Origin of the sequence: Mesorhizobium metallidurans STM 2683 (genome assembly GCF_000350085.1) — a bacterium.
Classification (GTDB): domain Bacteria; phylum Pseudomonadota; class Alphaproteobacteria; order Rhizobiales; family Rhizobiaceae; genus Mesorhizobium; species Mesorhizobium metallidurans.
The window spans coordinates 1-3,316 of record NZ_CAUM01000184.1 but is presented as its reverse complement, the minus strand read 5'-3'; the positions used below and the strand labels follow the sequence as shown (position 1 = coordinate 3,316).

Sequence of the window (3,316 nt, the reverse complement as noted above, 5' to 3'; positions counted from 1 at the left end):
CGATCATGGAGCGCCTGGGCCGTTCGCGAGATGCGATCGTGCGGGCGCTGAAGAACCTGCGGGAGCATGGCTTCATCGACTGGCTGCGGCGCTACGAGCCGACCGGGAAGGAAGGGCGCGGCCCCCAGGTGCAGCAGGCGAGCAATGCCTATCGCCTGTCCCTGCCGGAAAAGGCCCGGCAGTTCCTTGGCCGGTTCGGCAAGGCCGCTCCCCCGCCTGCGGATCATGGACAGGAGCAGAGGGCTTGGAGCGAGGCAATCGACGCCTACCGGCAGTCTCTGCCCCTTGATGAGCGGACGCGGCTTGATGCCGGCGATAGCCCGCTCGGGCAGGCCCTTGTCAGCATCGCAAAAGGTTTGATGAAACGTGAGTCTGATAACCAGACTGAATCCCCTTCTAGTTCTACCCTCTATGTGAAAACATAAGCAGACGCCGCTGTTCGGGCTGCTAACGCAGCCCTGCGGCGGTTCCGAACCGCATAATAGGCGATTCGGTGCGGCACCCTCTGAGCAAAAACCTCTCCGCCTCGCCTGCGGCCAATGTCGCATGGGCTTTCGATAAAAGCAGGAGGAAAGGGCAGCGCCTCATTTTGTGCATGTGTGCACAGTTGCAAATTGGAGCGGGTGCACAGTTTCCGTTTGACCAGCTACCTCACGATGTGGCATTGTCCGTTTTTGCAATTGTGCACAAAGGAGCGTTTGCAAAAATGCGGTACTGCACATGAAGACCGTAGCTATCGCCATGCAAAAGGGCGGCGTCGGAAAATCGACGCTCGCGAAAGCACTTGGCGTTGCCGGCGTGAGAGCCGGCCTCAATGTCCTCGTGCTGGACATGGACTCGCAGCAATCGACCACCCAATGGGCCGAGCGGCGCAAGGACGCCCTCCCCGTTGTGCGGTTCGCAACCGAGATCGATTTGCCGAAGCTGTTGAGCCAGGCCGAAGGAGCTGGGTGCGACCTGGTTGTGATCGACACCCCGCCCGCCAGAAGCACCGAGGCTCCTGCCGCCGTCGAATATTGCGATCTGGTGCTTGTCCCGTGTGCTCCTGACATCGAGGCATACGAGCAGCTTCCCAGGACTGCGCGCCTTGCGCGGGCGAGCGACAAGCCGGCCGCCGCCGTGTTGACGATGGCGCAGCCGAATAGCCGTGCCGAGGAAGATATTGCCCGGCAGGTCTTCGAGACGGTCAAGCTCCGGATGGTTCCGGCCGTGATCCATCGATTTAAGGTGCATCGGGACGCGAGCCGGGAAGGTGTGACCGCGTGCGAGCTGGAGCCTGAAGGGAAGGCGGCGGCCGAGCTTCAGGCGCTTTGGGACTGGGTCGGTGCAGAACTGCAATTGAACACAAGTGCAGTTCTGCACAAAATGGCATGAGGGACGACATGGCAAAAACGAAGGCAACCGCGCAGGATTTCCTGTCGAAAATGAAGCTCCCCGAACAGGAGACCGAGGCAACCGCCCCGATCGCGGCCGCGCCGGCGAACGTCGAGCCGCGCCGTACAGCTGGCAGGACCGGCCTCAAGCATATAGGCGGCTATTTCGACCGGGACACCGTTGAGAAGGTGGCGATTCTCCGGGCGCGTCTCGACCTCGACAATTCGCAGCTCATCAAGCGCGCCATCGACGAGCTTTACAGCCGGGAAGGGGCCGCCCGGAAATTCGGTGATCGGTAGTGCAATTGTGCACAATTGCAGAAACGCGGGCGTGCGCCAATGTGTCGTGTGCCGGCTTGCTGGATTATACTAGTTTTGATATAAGGGGTTCATGGCTGACATGAAGCGGCTCGAATTTCTCGGGGATTCCCTTGAGCAGTTGAGGGAGTTTCCCGAGACGGCGCGGAAAGAAGCCGGCGTTCAGCTCCATAAGGTTCAGCAGGGCTTTGAACCGAGCGACTGGAAGCCGATGGCGAGCGTCGGGCAGGGAGTGCGGGAAATCCGCATCCGTGACGAGGCCGGAGCCTTCCGGGTGCTCTACATCGCCAAGATAGAGGATACCGTCTATGTGCTGCACGCCTTCCAGAAGAAGACGCAGCAGACGGCGAAACGAGATTTGGACCTAGCCGCGACCCGGTTGCGGCAAATCTAGCGGAGGCGTGACAATGGAACGTCAGAGCTTTGCGAATGTATGGGATGCACTGGAAGATACGCCGGCCGAGGCTGCGAATATGACCATGCGTTCCAATCTGTTGATTGCCGTTGAGCAGCGGGTACGGAGTTGGGGCGTCACCCAGGCCGAAGCAGCACGGCGTCTCGGGATCACGCAGCCCCGGCTTAACGATCTGCTGCGCGGCCGGATCACGAATTTCAGCCTCGATACTCTGATTAATCTCGCCACCCAGGCCGGGCTTGCGGTGCGGCTCGATATTGCCGAGGCCGCATAGTGTCGGAGCGCGACGAGGCTTTTGAAGCCTGGCTACGCTCGGAAGTCCTTGCCGCCCATGACGAGTTGGAGGCCGATCCGAGCCAAGGACGCAACGCCGAGCAGGTGCTTCAACGTCTTGCCGACGAACGAAAGGGCATGGAGGCAGGCCGAGAATCCTACAGTCCAGAGGGCGAGGTGCCATATGCACATTTGCATAAGTGCACGCCTGCAACCCGCCCCCGACCACCCCTACAGCCCTGTTCGAGAGAGCGGGCCGGCCGGGGGCTAATCGTGGTGCGTGTGGTTAGAGTGGATTTTACGTATTCGCGGCTGCAAACGTTAAGTTTTTTCGGTTATATCTGTTGACGCCTGTGGAGACGCGGGCCGGGGCGTGGAATCCTCGAAAGGTTAGATATAGGCAGGACCTTGCGGTGACCGGGTGACGGGCGCGCATGTCCAGGCTTACGCTAAAGGCGTCTGTGTCCCGACTAACCTCGGAGATTCCAACACCCGGTTTCCGCACCTCTTGCGCATCACGATCCCCTGATGCGGCCGACCCTGTTTCGAGGGTCGTACAGGTAGGGGCAGGGCGCAAGGGGGCCGGATGATTTGACAGAAGACCGACGCAGGCCAAGGGCCGTCAAGCCGCGTTCTTTCCTGTCCTGGCTGGATACGCAGCTCGATTCCCTGAGCCTCGCCGGCGTCTGGCGGGTTCTGATCCTCAGCCTCTTGTGCATTGCAGCCGGGGATTACCTGATCCACCCGACGAATATTCGCTTGGGTCCGCTCTACCTTCTGCCGATCTGCCTTGCGTGCTGGCGTCTCAATTTCAGGGCCGGGTTTGCCGTGGCGCTGATCGGGGCGGCGCTGTCGGTCGGAATCTGTATTGCGGTGTCGGGCCACTTGCCGAAGGGTGCTGCGGGCAATCTGGCGCTGCATGCGTTCTCGCTCACCC

General features: G+C 60.9%; 5 protein-coding genes and 1 pseudogene. All 6 read left to right on the top strand.

Annotated elements, in window-relative coordinates; genetic code table 11:
* Positions 1 to 425 (top strand): annotated as a pseudogene (locus MESS2_RS29485) (helix-turn-helix domain-containing protein); the annotation flags it as partial.
* Positions 426 to 720: 295 nt separating this feature from the next.
* Positions 721 to 1,374, top strand: a complete 654-nt coding sequence (locus MESS2_RS29480; RefSeq protein ID WP_008878357.1) for a ParA family protein — start codon at positions 721 to 723, stop codon at positions 1,372 to 1,374.
* Positions 1,375 to 1,382: 8 nt separating this feature from the next.
* Entirely contained in the window at positions 1,383 to 1,673 is a 291-nt protein-coding gene (locus MESS2_RS29475) for a hypothetical protein (RefSeq protein ID WP_040594381.1), read from the top strand.
* 100 nt (positions 1,674 to 1,773) lie between these two features.
* Entirely contained in the window at positions 1,774 to 2,085 is a 312-nt protein-coding gene (locus MESS2_RS29470) for a type II toxin-antitoxin system RelE/ParE family toxin (protein WP_008878355.1), read from the top strand.
* 13 nt (positions 2,086 to 2,098) lie between these two features.
* The gene (locus MESS2_RS29465; protein ID WP_008878354.1) at positions 2,099 to 2,380 is read left to right on the top strand and encodes a helix-turn-helix domain-containing protein; all 282 of its coding nucleotides are present in this window, start codon (positions 2,099 to 2,101) and stop codon (positions 2,378 to 2,380) included.
* A 590-nt stretch (positions 2,381 to 2,970) separates the two neighbouring features.
* On the top strand, positions 2,971 to 3,316 hold a 346-nt coding region (locus MESS2_RS29460; RefSeq protein ID WP_040594379.1), incomplete at its 3' end, for a hypothetical protein.

What these genes read in the sequence shown, in the direction of transcription:
- MESS2_RS29480 (WP_008878357.1), top strand. Translation starts at nt 721, where the DNA reads ATGAAGACCGTAGCTATCGCCATGCAAAAGGGCGGCGTCGGAAAATCG.
- MESS2_RS29465 (WP_008878354.1), top strand. Translation starts at nt 2,099, where the DNA reads ATGGAACGTCAGAGCTTTGCGAATGTATGGGATGCACTGGAAGATACG.
- MESS2_RS29475 (WP_040594381.1), top strand. Translation starts at nt 1,383, where the DNA reads ATGGCAAAAACGAAGGCAACCGCGCAGGATTTCCTGTCGAAAATGAAG.
- MESS2_RS29470 (WP_008878355.1), top strand. Translation starts at nt 1,774, where the DNA reads ATGAAGCGGCTCGAATTTCTCGGGGATTCCCTTGAGCAGTTGAGGGAG.